Annotated in this window: 11 protein-coding genes; 9 read left to right on the forward strand and 2 right to left on the reverse strand. The window is 57.5% G+C overall.

The annotated features are described in order from the left end of the window. Positions 1-4: 4 nt before the first annotated feature. Both recJ and CA948_RS03535 read right to left on the reverse strand, forming a co-directional pair. The gene (recJ, locus tag CA948_RS03530; protein ID WP_108727334.1) at positions 5-1,714 is read right to left on the reverse strand and encodes a single-stranded-DNA-specific exonuclease RecJ; all 1,710 of its coding nucleotides are present in this window, start codon (positions 1,712-1,714) and stop codon (positions 5-7) included. After that, complete coding sequence (locus CA948_RS03535; RefSeq protein WP_108727335.1) at positions 1,696-2,643, reverse strand: hypothetical protein; 948 nt, start codon at positions 2,641-2,643, stop codon at positions 1,696-1,698. The genes recJ and CA948_RS03535 overlap by 19 nt, the downstream gene beginning before the upstream one ends. A 42-nt stretch (positions 2,644-2,685) precedes the next feature. Between CA948_RS03535 and CA948_RS03540 the strand changes: the two genes are divergently transcribed. The 9 genes from CA948_RS03540 to guaB all read left to right on the forward strand — a co-directional run bounded on the left by CA948_RS03540 (position 2,686) and on the right by guaB (position 16,735). Next, positions 2,686-3,960: a lipoprotein-releasing ABC transporter permease subunit gene (locus CA948_RS03540; protein WP_108727336.1), complete on the forward strand. Its 1,275-nt coding sequence runs from the start codon at positions 2,686-2,688 to the stop codon at positions 3,958-3,960. Then, positions 3,953-4,666, forward strand: coding sequence for an ABC transporter ATP-binding protein (locus tag CA948_RS03545; protein WP_108727337.1), 714 nt, complete (start codon positions 3,953-3,955; stop codon positions 4,664-4,666). Before CA948_RS03540 ends, CA948_RS03545 begins: the two co-directional genes overlap by 8 nt. 78 nt (positions 4,667-4,744) lie before the next feature. Then, positions 4,745-5,578 carry a TatD family hydrolase gene (locus tag CA948_RS03550; RefSeq protein ID WP_108727338.1) on the forward strand — a complete coding sequence of 278 codons (834 nt, stop codon included), beginning with the start codon at positions 4,745-4,747 and terminating at the stop codon, positions 5,576-5,578. Positions 5,579-6,095: 517 nt separating this feature from the next. After that, positions 6,096-8,453 carry a DNA internalization-related competence protein ComEC/Rec2 gene (locus CA948_RS03555; protein WP_238988645.1) on the forward strand — a complete coding sequence of 786 codons (2,358 nt, stop codon included), beginning with the start codon at positions 6,096-6,098 and terminating at the stop codon, positions 8,451-8,453. 121 nt (positions 8,454-8,574) lie between these two features. Further along, positions 8,575-9,471, forward strand: coding sequence for an alpha/beta fold hydrolase (locus CA948_RS03560; protein WP_108727340.1), 897 nt, complete (start codon positions 8,575-8,577; stop codon positions 9,469-9,471). Positions 9,472-9,477: 6 nt separating this feature from the next. Continuing rightward, on the forward strand, positions 9,478-10,326 hold the full coding sequence (locus tag CA948_RS03565; protein WP_094196444.1) for a PHP domain-containing protein: 849 nt from the start codon (positions 9,478-9,480) through the stop codon (positions 10,324-10,326). Positions 10,327-10,343: 17 nt separating this feature from the next. Next, positions 10,344-10,937, forward strand: a complete 594-nt coding sequence (gene greB, locus CA948_RS03570) for a transcription elongation factor GreB (protein WP_094196445.1) — start codon at positions 10,344-10,346, stop codon at positions 10,935-10,937. Positions 10,938-11,169: 232 nt separating this feature from the next. Then, on the forward strand, positions 11,170-15,231 hold the full coding sequence (gene purL / locus CA948_RS03575) for a phosphoribosylformylglycinamidine synthase (RefSeq protein WP_108727341.1): 4,062 nt from the start codon (positions 11,170-11,172) through the stop codon (positions 15,229-15,231). 43 nt (positions 15,232-15,274) lie between these two features. Then, positions 15,275-16,735 carry an IMP dehydrogenase gene (guaB, locus tag CA948_RS03580; protein WP_094196447.1) on the forward strand — a complete coding sequence of 487 codons (1,461 nt, stop codon included), beginning with the start codon at positions 15,275-15,277 and terminating at the stop codon, positions 16,733-16,735. Positions 16,736-17,002: the final 267 nt, after the last annotated feature.

Raw genomic sequence — 17,002 nt, forward strand, 5'->3', positions numbered from 1 at the left:
AGGCCTAGTCTTGTCCCTGAGCAAATTCAATAATGAATTGCACGCTGACGTTTCCATTCCATTCGTTCTGATCCAGACGATAAGCCGCCTCGATATGCTCGGGCAGCAAGGTATCGCGATTGAACCAAATGGCATCGAAGTATTCGCCGTTACGCTCCAGGCTCAGTTTCAAATGCTTGTTTTTCAGCAGGCGCTGCTGGCGCACAAAGAACCGGTCACGGAATACTGGCGCTGGAAAACCTGCACCCCAGACTTGTTTTTGCAATATGCCCGCCACCGTAATATTGATGTGTTCAGGTTCCAGCGAACCGTCGGTTTCGATGATAGGGTCAAATTGAAAGCGGCCTGTCAGTTCCTGCACTGCTTCCTCAAAAGCCTGCACGAATACATCGTAATTGTCCTCTTCAATGGTCAGGCCGGCTGCCATGGCGTGACCACCAAACTTCAGAATCAGACCGGGATAGCGTTTGGAGACCAAGTCCAGCGCATCGCGCAGATGCACGTCGGGAATAGAACGGCCCGAACCTTTGATCTCGCCTTCGTCACCTTGGGCAAAGGCCAGGGTAGGGCGCCAATACTTTTCTTTCAGACGTGAGGCGACCAGTCCGACGATGCCTTGGTGCCATTCCGGGTGAAACACGCACACCGTGGCACTGGTGTCCGGTTCAGCCAGCTCGGCCGCGCGTAGCGCCTCTTCGCGCATGGACTGCTCAATCGAGCGGCGATCCTGGTTCATTTCTTCCAGTTCGCGGGCCAGATCGGCGGCTTCATCCTCGTCGTCCGTGATCAGGCAGCGTATGCCCAAGGCCATATCGGCCAGTCGACCAGCGGCGTTGATGCGTGGGCCCAAGGCAAAACCCAGATCAAAGGCACTGGCCTGACGCGGATCGCGGCCTGCAACCTGGAACAGGGCGCGCAGTCCGGCTTGCATCTGGCCCTTGCGCATGCGCTCCAGCCCTTGAGTGACGATCAGGCGGTTGTTGGCATCCAGGCTGACCACATCGGCCACAGTACCCAGGGCGACCAGATCAGCCAGCTCGTTCAGGCGTGGGCCGGCGTTGGCTTCATACACTCCGCGCTGGCGCAGCTCGGCACGCAAAGCCAGCATCAGGTAAAAAATAACGCCCACACCGGCCAGGTTCTTGGAGGGGAATTCACAGCCGGGCTGATTGGGGTTCACAATCGCCAGAGCATCGGGCAATTCATCACCAGGCAAGTGATGGTCTGTGACCAGAACTTTCATACCCGCCATATGGGCGGCTTCCACGCCATCAATACTGGCAATGCCGTTATCCACCGTAATCAGCAGATCCGGCTTGCCCGAGGGGTGTTGCTCAGCCAGCTCCACCACGGCGGGTGATAAGCCATAGCCGGTTTCAAAGCGGTTTGGCACCAGAAAGTCCACGACAGCGCCCATGCTGCGAAGTGCACGCAGGCCCACGGCACAGGCGGTAGCGCCGTCACAGTCGTAGTCGGCAATGATCAGCATGCGATCCCGACGGGCAATGGCATCGGCCAGCAAGACGGCCGCTTCACGCGCCTGGGTCAGCATATTGGGCGGAATCATGTTGCGCCAGGCCGGATCGATCTGGGCGGCATCGGTCACACCCCGAGAGGCCAGCAAGCGGGCCATTAAATCGTGAATCCCGGCCTGCTTCAGGGCTTGGCTGGCGGCTTCTTGGGCGGGACGGTTTTTCAGGATAGGGGTGACCACCACTGACTCCAGTTAGAGGTTTGTTTGAACAGGGACAGAGGCCAGAGACGGCGCGAGGCAGGACCGACGTGGGCGTAGCGGTCCAGTCCGGTCAGCACCAGCTCAGGCATGGGCCCTGCCGTGAGGGGGGCGAGCACGGTACGATCCAGCTCGGCCAGTTGTTGCAGCCAAAGCCCCCAGTCTTGTCGTATCAGGCTGTCTTGCAAATCATCAATAATGCGCAGCCCGGCAGGCTCGGGGCCTAGCTGTTGAGGGGTGGCCCCGCCAAACAGCCACAAGCTGTTCACATTGGGCAGGCCCGCCTGTTCGCGTTCCTGATTGTCCGGGAGCGCAAAGGTCAGCATCTGGAACTCATTGATCAGGCGGCGCCAGGGGCGGGTTTGCACATCCTGTGTCCACCAATTATTCAAATTGCTTTGGCTGACCAATTCTGTAGAGGCCGCATGCACCGTAAAATCAGCCGGTGGAGTGACGCGCCATAACTCGGGGCTAACGTACTCGAACTGAAAGCCGGTGTCCTCAAGATAGGGGCCAATAGCCGCCAGCAGGGCCCGACTATAGGACTCGGACAAGGTCAGTTGTGGCGCCGGTATCAGCATGGCGCCCTCGCGAGAAGGGGCGATGTGAACCAGCTCTGCCAGCCAGACCGCTTGGTCCGGTGCTACTGAGTGGATTTGTTTCAACTGGCGTAGCCGCAAAGGGGCCAGACCTGCGCTAAGATGCTGGGCTTGGTGCGCCGTAAAGTGATGGGCGTGCAAAAGCCAGGATTGTGCTGGCGTGCACAGGTCCTCGGACGGATCACGTACCGACAGCGTCCCCTTGCCCTGAGTCAGTAACTGAACCAGTGAAGGGGCCGTCTGGGGCAAGTGTTTGATGAGTTCGCGCGCGATGGCCGGTTCCGGCAGCGCACCGTTGATTACGATCTGCATGATAGCGATTGTAGTGTTTTCTTTGAGGCGATAGCAGCTCGCATGGGATACGAATTTTGGATTGGGGCGCGGTATGCCGGCCTGGCTAAGGGCCGCAAACGGCGTGGGGGACGAAAAGACCGTTTCGTCTCCTTTATTGCGGGTAGCTCAATGGCGGGGATTGCCTTAGGTGTTGCCGCGCTGATTGTGGTGCTGTCTGTCATGAACGGTTTTCAGACTCAGGTGCGCGATCGCATGCTGTCGGTCTTGCCGCATATTGAATTGATTGTGCGCAATGCAGACCATCAACAAGTGTTGAATGAATGGAAAACGCTGGCCCAAAACGCCCAGACCAATCCGGCGGTGGTGGGCTCGGCCCCTTATGTGGCCGGGCAGGGCATGCTGGTGCGCAGCAATCAATTGATGGGTGTGCAGGTCCGTGGCATTGAGCCTGACCAGGAAAGCAAGGTGTCCGAGCTGGCCCAGCAAATGGTGGTGGGCAGACTTGAAAGTCTGCAGCCAGGCACGTTCGGCATTGTGTTGGGAGAGCAGTTGGCCAATCAGTTGCGTGTCAACATGGGCGATACGGTCATGCTGATGGCTCCGCAAGGATCGATCTCACCGGCCGGTTTTTCGCCCCGCATGCGCCAGTTCACGGTAAGCGGCGTGTTTTCTTCCGGCTATTACGAATACGATGCCAGCCTGGCTTTTGTAAACGTGGAAGACGCTTCCAAGATTTTCCGCGACAGCGGCAATAGCGGCGTGCGTCTGCGTATCAAAGACATGCAGCAGGCGCCGATGGTGGCTCAGGAGTTGGCCAGCAAAATGCCGCGTAACGTGCTGGTGTCCGACTGGACAGCCAATAATCGCACCTGGTTTGCTGCCGTTCAAACTGAAAAACGCATGATGTTTCTGATCCTGGCGCTGATTGTGGCCGTGGCCGCGTTCAACCTGCTGTCCTCGCTGGTGATGGCGGTAAAAGACAAACAGTCGGATATTGCGATTTTGCGCACGATTGGTGCTACCCCCAGTGAGATTGCCCGTATTTTTCTGGTGCAAGGGGCCTTGATTGGTGTGGTGGGCACCTTGCTGGGCGTCGGTTTGGGCACCTTGATTGCCTACAATATTGACGTCATCGTGCCCTTTATTGAAAACCTGATGGGCCGTAAATTCCTGCCTCAGCAGATCTACTTCATCAGCGAGCTGCCGTCCAATCCGCAGGTCTACGACATTGTGCTGATTGCCATCGTTTCTTTGGTTCTGTCCTTTCTGGCCACGCTGTACCCAAGCTGGCGTGCGTCCAAGCTTCAACCTGCACAGGTACTGCGCCATGACTGATCTTATCGCTCCAACCGTCTTGCGCGCCCGTGATGTCAGCGTCCAGTACGAGGAAGGCGGCAACACCATCCACGTGCTTTCCGGGGTAAATCTGGAAGTGTGCCGTGGCGAGATGGTGGCCATTATTGGTGCTTCCGGCTCGGGTAAAAGTACCTTGCTGCATGCGTTGGGTCTGCTGGACAAACCCAATACAGGCAGCATCGAGGTCAACGGCACCCAGACGGAAAGCTTGAATGAAAGCGAGCGCAGTCACTTGCGCAACAAAGTGTTGGGCTTTGTGTACCAGTTCCACCACCTGTTGCCTGAGTTTGATGCGCTCGATAATGTGGCCATGCCTTTGATCGTGCGCCGCATGAAGCGTGCAGACGCACGCGAACAGGCCCAGCAATTTTTGGAGCAAGTGGGTTTGTCGCAGCGTGTGCATCATTATCCGGGCCAATTGTCTGGGGGCGAACGCCAGCGGGTTGCCTTGGCGCGTGCTTTGGTGACACGACCTGCCTGCGTGCTGGCCGATGAGCCTACCGGTAATCTGGATCGTTACACCGCTGAGGGCATGTTTGAGCTGTTAAGCCGGGTTAATGAAGAGTTCGGCACGGCGTTTGTCATCGTGACCCATGACCAGGCCTTGGCTTCTTTGGCCCATCGTCAATTGGTCATGGACAAGGGTTACCTGACTCAGGAAATCAAGGCCGATCGTCGGTCTTGATCGCTAGCAAGGACGTGGCCCGTCGCGCCGCGTCCCGTTCCTTGTCGGCTCGGCCTGGTTTTGGGGGAGAGTCTCGCTATGCTTATCGATACGCACTGCCATCTGGATGCTCCCGAGTTTGCTCAAGACCGAGAGCAGGTCATTGAGCGTGCCCGTGCGGCGGGCGTCTGTTCGATTGTGGTGCCTTCCGTAGGGGTATTCGATTTTCAGGCCGCCCGCGAGACAGCCATGGCGGCGCCCGGTGGTGTGTATGCCTTGGGTATTCATCCCCTGTTTACACCTAAAGCGGGGGCAGCGGATCTGGAAGCCCTGGAGCAGGAAATCCAGCGGCGTCTGGATGATCCGCGTTTTGTTGCTCTGGGTGAAATCGGTCTGGATTACTTTGTGCCAGAGCTGAAAACCGATCAGGCCAGCCGTCATCAGGAATGGTTGTATGAAGCCCAATTGGCCATGGCGCAACGCTATGGCCTGCCTGTACTTCTGCATGTACGCCGCTCCCAGGATAGGGTATTGAAATATCTGCGGCAGTTTCCGGGAGTAGGCGGAATCGCTCATGCGTTTAACGGGAGCGAGCAGCAGGCGCAGATGTTTGTACGTCAGGGCTGTGCCTTGGGTTTTGGCGGGGCCATGACCTTTGGCCGGGCCAAGCAGATTCGCCGTCTGGCGCAGGACATGAGCCTGGCTGATATGGTGCTGGAGACCGATGCGCCGGATCTGGCGCCGTCCTGGCTGGTGGAGCCGGGAACGCCGCTGGCTTCGGTTCGTAATGAGCCGGCTGAAGTGAAGGGTATCGCGGAAAGTCTGGCGCTACTGAGAGGGATGGACGTGGCCGACGTTATTGCCCAGACCGGGGCGACAGCACGACGAGTCTTGCCACGACTGGATGCGTTTTTAGCTAGCCAAGGGCTTTAAGCTGAATTCAGTTTTTTTTAGCTTGTCGGGACTGTTTTTCTGCAGTCTGAGGTGTTTGAGGCTGACTTTGTGCTTGCTTGTCCAATCGCTTCATCTCAAGCCATCTAGCTTTCTCGTTTCTTACCTTTTCCTCAGCCTCATCATTCCCCCGGCTCTATCGCTGCCTCTATTTAGGGCAGGCCGCTGCCATTAACTCTGCCCACTAAGGTTGCGGTGAAACTTCCTGCTCTTCTTCTTGCTACTTTTGCCTGTGTCTTTGCACATAGTCCATCTTTTAGCTAAGAGGGTCTTCTTGTCTATGGGTATAAGCCGATGTGAGCAAAGAGTCCTTTTCCCAGCGGTCTGAAGCAGCCTTGAACTCTACGCTATAGATTTGCATGGAGTTCGCGATGACAGGGCAGTGCCCATGATAGGGCGTGCGTGTTTAGCCGCTTTTGTGCTTGCAGCAACATTCACCCATTTCCTGAAGCCTTCTTATCTTGCTTTTCCTGTTTGGCTGTGGATGGGTGGCGCTGTTTTGAGCCTTTTGCTGGCCCAGCGTTTTTCTTTTTTCTACGTGTTGGTCTTCGCCTGTGTGGGGGCAGGCTATAGCGTTTGGCATATACAAGATCGACTTGCTCAATTTGTCCCGGCAGCGGATATCAATAAAGTCAGCCGGGTAGAGCTGGAAATTCAGTCCTTGATACAGGCCGGATCGAACTACCGACAGTTTCAGGCCAAGGTCTTGCGCTCTCAGCCCCCCGGTCTGCCCGAGCAGATTCTGGTTCGCTGGACTGCGGCTCAAGGTCATCGGTCCTTATACCGCGAACCGCCTGTGCAGCACTTTCCGGAGTTGATGCCCGGTCAACGCTGGCGTATGTCTTTATTAGTACGCCCGCCTCAAGGGGCGCGCAATCCCCATGGATTTGATGCGGAACGTCATGCCATGATTCAGGGCTGGCGGGCGGTGGGCAGTGTGCGAGGTCAGCCCGAACGCTTGGCCTTTGATCCGGCGCAGTCCTGGTCCACCTGGACGCAGCGCCTGCGTCACCATTTGCGCGGCACGTTGGGGCCCTATGTGCAAGAACGGCGCTGGGGCGGGGTGATGCTGGCCTTGTCTTTGGGTGACCAGGCCAGTATTGCCCCGTCGGATTGGCTGATCTTCAATCGCACTGGGCTGACGCATTTGGTGTCCATCAGCGGCACGCACGTAACGTTCCTGGCCGTGTTGCTGGCTGCGGTCGTGTCCTGGTGCTGGCGACGGCTTCGTTGGGGGCGCTGGGTATTGGCCCAACAGATACCCGCTCCAGTTGCCGCCACTTACATAGGTATTGCTGCAGCGGGCGCGTATTGCGTGATAGCGGGCTGGGGCGTCCCCGCGCAGCGTACGTTTTTGATGTTGCTGGTGCTGGGCGTCTGCCGTATTCGGGGATTGCATTTGGGAGCCAGCCGTACCTTGCTGATTGCCGCCCTTTGTGTGGTTTTGCACGATCCGTGGTCGGGGTTGACCACGGGTTTTTATCTTTCTTTCGCCGCTGTTTCCGTGCTGTTTGCTTTTGGCTATTTGATGGGGCAAGTGCCGCAGCCGGGATCGTGGTGGCAGCGCTGGGGGCGGCGAATCTGGGTTGCGACGCAACTGCAAGTGCTGATCACTTTAGCTTTATTGCCAGCACTGGCGCCCTTGTTTCATGAGATTTCGTTAGCCTCCTTGCCTGCGAACGCCTACGCCATCACCTTGATTGGTTCGATTGTGACGCCTTTGGTGCTGCTCTTGTTGCTTCTGGCGGCGCTGCAGGCCCCGCCGACCTGGTGCGAATCTGTCGCCTATTTTGCTCATGCGGTGTTGGACTTCACCATGCAGCCTACGGTCTGGTTGGCCGAGCACAGTCTTGCCAGCGTGCCCGTGCCTGCCCAGCATTGGGCGTGGACGGTTCTGGCTTTGCTGGGGGTCTTGTTGATGCTCTTGCCTAAAGGTTTCGTGTCCCGTTTGAGCGGCTTGTCTTTGTTGTTGCCCGCACTGACCTTACGCCCCTCCTTGTTACAGGAAGGGGATTGGGACCTGTTCGCCTTGGATGTCGGCCAAGGCAGTGCCGTGGTGCTGCGTACTCGAAGTCAGGTGTTGTTATTTGATGTTGGAAACCGCTATGGCCCCGATTCTGATGAGGGCAAGCGCAGCATTGCGCCTTGGTTGAAGGCCAAGGGAATAGGGCGGGTAGACACGCTGGTACTGTCTCATGCGGATATGGACCATGTGGGTGGAGCGCGCAGCGTATTAGCGGCGGTGCCGGTTGGTCGCTCCTATAGCAGCTTTGACCTGGACGCTCATTTGAGTCGGGAGGAGCGTTTACTGAGTGTGCCTGCTGGCTCCTCTATGCGCCCGCAGCAGGCCTTGCGTTGCGAGCAGGATGTGAGCTGGGAGGTAGACGGTGTACGTTTCCGGTTCTGGTGGCCGCCTGCTGACGAGGCCAGTTTCAAGGCTGCCTATGGGCGCGAGGAAGACAAAAACGCCATTAGCTGTGTGCTGGAGGTCCAGGGCCACAGACACAGTGCCTTGCTGTTGGGCGATGCGGGCGTGGCACAGGAACAGGCCATTGTGGCGGCGGGTTTGGGACCTATTGATGTCGTGGTGGTCGGGCATCATGGGTCCCGCACGTCCTCGGGGGCGCATTTCGTCAAACAGATGCAGGCCGGGTTGGCGATTGCTCAATTGGGTTGGTGGAACCGCTTTAACCATCCGTATCCGTTGGTACAAGCGCGTTGGGAACGGTCCGGCGCTTTATTCTTGCGTACTGATCAATGGGGTGCCCTGACGGTGGAGTCGCGCCCCTCGGCGCTCTATTATTTTGGAGAGCGTGATCGCTATGCTCGCTACTGGCAATCTCCTGTGCCACCCTGACAGCAGGATAGAAACGGCACAGTAAAGCCTTCGGGCTGGGCTACAATGGTTCTTTATCCGTCAAATTCTGGTCTGAGCGTTCATGACAACTGATCTTCAGGAGCCGCGCCTTAATTGGCTTATGTGTGCCAGTGCCTCGGGTACGCACCGTATGGCGTACTGGGAGTGGGGCGATCCAAGTAACGACCACGTCTTGATGTGCGTGCATGGTTTGACGCGCACGGGCCGGGATTTTGATCAATTGGCCCAGCGTCTGTCTAAACGCTACCGCGTAGTAGCCCCCGATATTGTCGGGCGTGGTCGCTCGGATTGGCTGATTGACCCGACCGCTTACGCTATCCCCCAATACGTCGCCGACATGTTGGTGCTGATTGCCCGTTTGCAACCGACGCGACTGGATTGGGTGGGCACGTCCATGGGCGGTTTGATTGCCCTGGGCTTACACGGAGCGCAAACGATGTCGGCCTTGTTGCGTCCGGCTCGCCCCGGCCCCGGTCTGGGTACCGAGCCACTGACATTGCCCTTGGGTCGAGTCGTTCTGAACGATGTAGGCCCGGTGCTGGATATGACAGGCTTGCAACGCATTAGTGAGTACGTCGGTCAGTCCGTGCTGTTTGATACGTTCGAGCAGGCGGTGGAGTATGTACGCTCTGTTTCGGCTTCCTTTGGCGAGCATTCGGCCCAAGAGTGGGCGGAAATGTCCCGCCATGTGTTTGTGGAGCATGAAGGCAAATGGCGCCGCCATTACGACTTGCGCCTGTCGCTTGCCTTTGCTCACCAGGCGGACGTGGATTTGGACGCGGCACAGGCTTTATTGTGGGGCGCTTATGAAAGTTTGCCTGACAAGGTTCTGATCGTACGCGGCCAACAGTCCGATCTTTTGAAACCGGAAGTGGTACAGGACATGTTGCAGCGCAATCCCAATTCGCAACTGGTGACCATTCCCAATGTGGGGCATGCGCCCATGCTGCGCAATGCCGAGCAAATCGACCCCATCGACTATTTTCTTGCTGGATAGCCCCTTATGAGTGTTCAGGCCCGCTTGCCCGTTGATTTGCATTGCCATTCCATTTATTCAGATGGTGTGCTCAGCCCGGCGGAGCTAGCCGCGCGTGCGCATGCTAACGGTGTGAAACTGTGGGCCCTGACGGATCATGACGAAATCGGTGGCTTGAAACTGGCCCGGCACTATGCCGAGGAACTGGGCATGTGTTTTGTGGATGGGGTGGAAATCTCCGTCACTTGGGCAAATAAGACCATTCATATTGTGGGTTTGGGGGTGGACCCCGATCATTCTGCCTTACAGCAGGCGCTGCATGATGTGCGTGCTGGCCGTGGACAGCGCGCGCGTCAAATGGGTGAGCGCCTGGCAAATCTGGGTTTCCCCGATGCCTATGAAGGGGCCGTCCCATTTGCGGCCAACCCTGAATTGATCAGCCGTACGCACTTTGCCCGTTTCCTGGTGCAGAAAGGATATTGCGCTGATATGAATGAAGCCTTTCGCCGCTATCTGGCAGATGGCAAGCCCGCCGCAGTAGAAACGGTCTGGGCCAGGCTGGAAGAGGCGGTGGGCTGGATACGCGAGTCTGGCGGCAAGGCCATTATTGCTCACCCCGCACGGTATGAATTGGACGATACCCGCAGTCATGCCTTATATGCCCAGTTTCTAGAACTGGGCGGCGTGGGTATTGAGGTGCTGACGGGCAGCCACACACCGCAGGAATACAGCGTGTATACCCAGGTAGCACGTCGCTATGGTTTTGAAGTGTCCTGTGGGTCGGATTTTCATGGTCCCAACGAAGGGCGTGTGGATTTAGGCGGTCTACCACCTTTGCCCTCGGGGTTGAAACCCGTTTGGCAGGAGTGGCTCTAGCAGGAGCCTTGAAAGCGATGAATAAAGCCTTTGTGAAAGAGTCCGATCAGGACGATGACGACGATCTGGACTCCCCGGCCAGTGCGTTGCCCAGTGGCACCAAGAATTACATGACAGTCTTGGGCTACCGCCGCTTGCGTGGCGAACTGACGCATTTAATGAACAAAGAACGTCCCGAAGTGGTGCAGATTGTCTCGTGGGCGGCCTCCAACGGTGACCGTTCCGAAAACGGCGATTACCTGTACGGCAAAAAGCGCCTGCGGGAAATTGACCGCCGTATCCGTTTCTTGACCAAGCGTCTGGAAATTGCCGAGGTGGTCGATCCCGGCTTGCAGCCCAATCCTGATCAGGTGTTTTTTGGCGCAACGGTTGTTTATAGCGATAGTCAGGGCGAAGAGTTCACCATCACCATTGTGGGGGTGGACGAGGCCGAGCCGCTGCAAGGCCGGATCAGTTGGATTTCTCCGGTGGCCCGCGCTCTGATCAAAGCGCGTGAAGGCGACACCGTGGTGCTGCGTACCCCGGCTGGCAAGGAAGAGCTGGATATTCTGGAAGTGTCCTATCCCGAGCCTGCGCCAGCCCCTGATCTGGATGGAGACAGCCCGATTTGAACGCCGTACCGGGTCCGTATTGGAGATTACGGGGCGCCAATCGCTCCGGCCCCTCAAGACCTCTTGTCGAGCTTGTCGGGTGCGCTGTGTCTTCAGCCCGGGTCGCGTCACCTTTGTTTGAACTGAATCTTCCCTTTTTCTGCACGCCATTTGCCGATGTGACCTCTTGTGTCGCTTCCGGTTAAAATGGCGTGTTTTCTATTTCTCCCACCTTTTTTGCCCCTCCCGTATCGTGAGCCAAATCCTGTACTTCCCCGGTTCGTCCGTGCTCTCCGCATTTCGTCGTGAGCGTTTGCTAGAGCGTGTCGAGCAGCGCCAACTGCCTGTTGCCGACATTCTTGCCTTGCACGAATACTATGTCTGGACTGAAGAGTCCGGTCTGGATGCCAGTGCGCGCCAGCACCTGAGCGATCTGCTGGACGATGGTCTGCCTGCGCTGGACCCTGAGCCGCCTAAAGGCGCCCTGGTTCTGCGAGTCGTTCCTCGTTTGGGGACCGTCTCGCCCTGGGCCAGTAAAGCGACTGACATCGCCCATAACTGTGGCTTGCAAGCGGTACGCCGTATCGAGCGTGGCGTGCGCTACATCATCACCCCCAAGCGTGGCTTGTTAGGCGCTAAAGAGCTGGATCAGGCGCAGCTGGAGCAACTGGCTGCCTTGCTGCACGATCGCATGACCGAGACGGTAGTGGGCCTGGATTTTGACGGACAGGACCTGTTCACGCAGTTGGAAGGCAAACCTATTCAGACCGTAGATGTGCTGGGCGGTGGCGTGGCAACCTTGAAGCAGGCCAACGAGGAAATGGGCCTGGCGCTGTCCGAGGACGAAATTGAATACCTGATGGATGCCTTCACACGTCTGGGTCGTAACCCGCACGATGTGGAGCTGATGATGTTCGCACAAGCCAATAGCGAACACTGCCGTCACAAGATTTTTAACGCGCAGTGGGTAATTGACGGTCAAAACCAGGGCAAGACCTTGTTTGGCATGATCCGCGAAACTCACGCCGCTCAGCCTGAAAACACCGTGGTGGCCTATGCGGATAACGCTGCCATCATGACGGGTGGCCCTGCCACCTTGTTCCACGCCGGTATCAACGATCAGGCCAACGAGCCCGTGTATCAGCGCCATGACGCGCTGGTGCATACCTTGATGAAGGTGGAAACCCACAATCACCCCACCGCAATTGCTCCATTCCCTGGTGCGTCTACTGGTGCCGGTGGCGAAATTCGGGACGAAGGCGCAACCGGTCGTGGTTCCAAGCCCAAAGCGGGTTTGACTGGCTTTACCGTGTCCAATCTGTGTTTCCCTGAGCAAATGGAACCTTGGGAAAAAGACTCCCATGGCATTCCTGACCGTATCGCCAGCCCGCTGGACATCATGATTGAAGGCCCGATTGGTGGTGCTGCCTTCAATAACGAATTTGGTCGTCCTAACCTCTTGGGCTACTTCCGTACCTTTGAACAAACGGCAGGCGATCAGCGCTGGGGTTACCACAAGCCCATCATGATTGCCGGTGGTCTGGGCTCGATTGACGATCGCCTGACTCACAAAGACCCGCTACCCGTGGGCGCCTTGCTGATTCAGCTCGGTGGCCCCGGTATGCGTATTGGTATGGGTGGCGGTGCTGCTTCCAGTATGGGTGTGGGGGCGAACCGTGCCGAACTGGATTTTGACTCCGTGCAGCGTGGCAACCCGGAAATGGAACGCCGCGCCCAGGAAGTGATCGACCGCTGCTGGCAGCAAGGCCAGAACAACCCCATTATTGCCATCCACGACGTGGGGGCGGGTGGTCTGTCCAACGCATTCCCTGAACTGGTGAACGATGCCGAGCGTGGCGCCATTTTTGAATTGACTCGCGTTCCGTTGGAAGAGTCGGGTCTGTCGCCTGCTGAAATCTGGTCCAACGAATCCCAGGAGCGTTACGTCCTGGCCATTCTGCCCCAGGACTTGTCGCGCTTCGAGCGTATCGCTCAGCGTGAGCGTTGCCCCTTTGCTGTAGTGGGCGTGGCAACCGAAGAGCGTCAATTGCGCGTGACTTTCGGCGAGGGCCTGCCGGGTGTGGACGAAGTGCACACCCCCAAAAGCATCGAGGAGCGTCCTGTTGACGTGCCTATGGATGTGATTCTGGGTAAAGCCCCGCGCATGGAGCGTGACGTCAAGCGTCTGGACGGCGTGGCCGAACAGTTGGACCTGACCGTTCTTCCCTTGACTGAAGCCATGCACCGGGTGCTGCGCCACCCCACCGTGGCCAACAAGACTTTCCTGATTAGCATTGGCGACCGCAGTGTGGGTGGCCTGTGCAGCCGCGATCAGATGGTTGGCCCTTGGCAAGTGCCTGTGGCCGATTGTGCTGTGACGCTGGCCGATTTTGAAGGCGTGCGTGGCGAAGCCATGTCCATGGGCGAGCGTAGCCCTAGCGCTATGATCGACGCTGCTGCCTCGGGCCGTATGGCTGTGGCTGAAGCCCTGACTAACTTGGTCGCCAGCGATGTGCGTGACCTGAAAGACGTCAAATTGTCCGCCAACTGGATGGCCGCTTGCGGTGTAGATGGCCAGGACGCTGCCTTGTTCGACACCGTTCAGGCTGTCAGCCAGTGGTGCCAGAGCCTGGGTCTGTCCATTCCGGTGGGCAAGGACTCCTTGTCCATGCGTACCAGTTGGGAACAAGACGGTGAATCCCGTCAGGTGATCTCGCCCGTTTCCCTGGTTGTGACCGCTTTTGCCCAAGTGGCCGATGTGCGTCGCACACTGACCCCTCAACTGCAAACCAATGTGGGCGACACCGCGCTGGTCTTGATCGACTTGGGGCAGGGCAAGCAGCGCATGGGCGCCTCCGTATTGGCTCATGCCTTCAATCAGGTTGGCCAGTCCGTACCGGATATGCAGGATGCCGAAGCCATGCTGGCGTTTGTAAAGGTGATTCGCCAATTGGCCGACCAGGATCTGATTCTGGCCTACCACGACCGTTCCGACGGGGGTTTGGCCGCGACTGTGGCCGAAATGGCCTTTGCCGGTCACACAGGCGTGTCCGTGAACCTGGATATGCTGACCATCGATCCGCATGCTGCCGATTGGGGTGACTACAAGATTCGCGCCGAACAGGTTTCCGTACAGCGTGATGAAATCACCTTGCGTGCCTTGTTCAATGAAGAAGCGGGTGCGGTTATTCAGGTGCCGTTGGCCCAGCGTGATCAGGTCATGCAAACCCTGCGTGAAGCGGGCTTGTCGGCCCACTCCCACGTGATTGGTGGCTTGAACAAGACCGATCAGGTCGAGTTCTACCGTGATGGCGCTTGCATTTACCAGGCCCCTCGTGTGGAACTGGCACAACAGTGGAGTGAAGTTAGCCGCCGCATCATGGAGCGCCGCGATAACCCCGCTTGCGCACAGGCTGAATTTGATCGCTGGGAAGACGTGCAAGACCCCGGTATTACGCCGCGCGTCCTGTTCAACCCGCAGGAAGATATTGCTGCTCCTTTCATCGCTACCGGCAAGCGCCCCCGCGTGGCAATCTTGCGCGAACAGGGGTGCAATAGCCAAGTCGAAATGGCCTGGGCATTTGACACCGCCGGTTTCGAGGCTGTGGACGTACACATGACCGACTTGCTGTCGGGTCGCGCATCGCTGGAAGGCATGCAGGGCATGGTGGCTGTGGGTGGTTTCAGCTACGGCGACGTTCTGGGCGCGGGTGAAGGCTGGGCCAAGACCATTCGTTTCAACAATCAATTGTCCGACCAGTTTGCAGCCTTTTTCGGTCGCAGCGACACCTTCGGTCTGGGTATTTGTAATGGTTGCCAGATGATGGCTGCCTTGGCTCCCATGATTCCAGGTGCGGAGTTCTGGCCACGCTTTACCCGTAACCAGTCGGAAAAGTATGAGGCTCGGTTCTCCAGTGTGGAAATCGCTGCTTCGCCATCCTTGTTCTTCAAGGGCATGGAAGGTACGCGCCTGCCCGTGGCTGTTGCTCACGGTGAAGGCTTTGCCAACTTCCAGCGTCAAGGCGATGTCTCCAAGGTCGCTGCTGCGGTTCACTTTGTGGATCACCGTGGTCAACACACCGAGCAATACCCACTGAACCCCAACGGCAGCCCTTACGGTTTGACGGGTGTCACCACGGCAGATGGCCGCTTTACCATCATGATGCCTCACCCGGAACGCGTGACGCGTAACGTCATGATGTCCTGGACGCCAGAGCAGTGGGGCGCCGCCGATCAGGGGGCTGATCAGATGGCAAATGGTGGATTTACTCCCTGGATGCGGATGTTTCGCAACGCTCGGGTCTGGATTGCGTAATTGCTTACGCGTATAATCGATTTTTGGACGGAGTTATAAAAGCATGCGTCTCATCAAGAAAGCACTGACCTTCGACGATGTGTTGTTGGTTCCCGCTTACTCCGAGGTTCTGCCTCGTGATACATCCTTGCTCACCCGCTTTACGCGGGACATCACCCTGAATATTCCGCTGGTTTCGGCTGCCATGGATACGGTAACCGAAGCGCGCTTGGCTATTGCCATGGCACAGGAAGGCGGTATTGGGATCATCCATAAGAACCTGACGGCTGATGCCCAGGCACGTGAAGTTGCACGTGTGAAGCGTCACGAGTTCGGTATCGTGATTGACCCGGTTACTGTCACGCCCACCATGAAGGTGCGCGATGCCATCAATCTGCAGCGTCAACACGGAATTTCCGGTCTGCCTGTGGTGGAAGCCGGCAAGTTGGTAGGTATTGTTACCAACCGCGACCTGCGCTTTGAAGACCGCCTGGATCTGCCTTTGCGTGATGTCATGACGCCTCAAGAGCGTTTGATCACCATGCACGAAGGCGCCACGCTGGACGAGGCGCAGGCCCTGATGCACCGCCACCGCCTGGAGCGCGTGCTGATCGTTAACGATCAGTTCCAGCTGCGTGGTCTGGCAACGGTTAAGGATATTGTCAAAAACACCGAGCACCCTCTGGCCAGCAAAGACAGCCACGGTCAGTTGCGCGTTGGCGCTGCGGTCGGTGTGGGTGACGGTACCGAAGAACGTGTCGAAAAACTGGCCGCAGCCGGTGTGGACGTGGTGGTGGTGGACACTGCCCACGGTCACTCCCGTGGTGTTATCGAACGCGTTCGCTGGGTCAAGAAGAATTTTCCTCGCATTCAGGTTATTGGCGGCAACATTGCTACCGCTGATGCCGCTCGTGCTCTGGTCGAGGCCGGTGCAGATTGCGTCAAGGTCGGTATCGGTCCTGGCTCTATTTGTACGACTCGTATCGTGGCCGGTGTGGGGGTCCCTCAAATTACAGCAATTGCTGACGTTGCCAAGGCACTGGAAGGTACTGGCGTACCTTTGATCGCTGACGGCGGTATCCGCTTCTCCGGCGATGTGTCCAAGGCTTTGGCCGCGGGTGCATCCGCTTGCATGATGGGCGGTATGTTTGCCGGTACCGAAGAGTCTCCCGGCGAAGTGGTGCTGTTCCAGGGCCGTTCGTACAAGTCCTATCGCGGTATGGGTAGCTTGGGCGCCATGGTTGATGGTTCGGCTGACCGCTACTTCCAGGATCCTTCGAACAACGCTGACAAGCTGGTTCCAGAAGGTATTGAAGGCCGTGTACCTTACAAGGGCAGTGTTATTGCCATTATTTACCAACTGATTGGCGGCATCCGTGCTTCCATGGGCTACTGCGGTTGCAAATCCATTGAGGAATTGCACACCAAGGCCGAGTTCGTGGAAATTACGGCTGCGGGCGTACGTGAGTCTCACGTGCATGATGTGCAGATCACCAAGGAAGCGCCGAACTACCGCGCGGACTGATCTTAGCCAGTCTCTTGCATGCCAGAAACCGCCAGCCTTTGGGTTGGCGGTTTTTTTTATGTCAAATTTGGCTGATCGGATGATAGAGGGTGGCCTTGTTTTTGATCAGGGCGTGAAGGTGGCTAGCTAACTGTTTGGGGATGCTGGCACAACAGTCAAACTCTATTACCATGGCTTATCGTGTGGAGCACCGTGCGGGTAATGTATCTAGCGGCCTGCACAATTAACGCGATTTTCATGACTAGCTTCGCTCCTTGTTTTCCTGTT

The organism is Alcaligenes aquatilis (genome assembly GCF_003076515.1).
In the GTDB taxonomy this organism is placed as follows: Bacteria; Pseudomonadota; Gammaproteobacteria; order Burkholderiales; family Burkholderiaceae_B; genus Alcaligenes; species Alcaligenes aquatilis.